This is a genomic window from Bacillus sp. SIMBA_074 (assembly GCF_046534555.1).
Lineage (GTDB): Bacteria > Bacillota > Bacilli > Bacillales > Bacillaceae_G > Bacillus_A > Bacillus_A mycoides.
In genome coordinates, this window is the sequence record NZ_JAWRYM010000672.1 from 1 (window position 1) to 264 (window position 264).

Below are 264 nucleotides of genomic sequence, written 5' to 3' on the forward strand. Positions count from 1 at the left end.
GTCGGTGACTCATGATAGTGACCCTCTTCATCCGGGAGCCCAGCATTCGGATAACAACTGATGGCGCTATTTGCTATATCTGCAAGTGTCCTGATATGGTCTATCATGAACTCCGGACCTGTTGCACAATTCAGGCCGACAGCCACGGGCTTCATATGTTCAACCGATAAATAGAAAGCTTCTATGGACTGGCCAGCGAGTGTCGTGCCCATCGGTTCGATCGTACCTGATATGATGACAGGCACATCTTTTCCTGTTTTAGCG

The 264-nt window shown here is 49.2% G+C and carries 1 protein-coding gene; it reads right to left on the minus strand.

The genetic code is table 11. The features are described from left to right. A partial coding sequence (locus SB773_RS32460; RefSeq protein WP_410594496.1) for a homocysteine S-methyltransferase family protein occupies positions 1-264 on the minus strand: 264 nt, incomplete at both ends.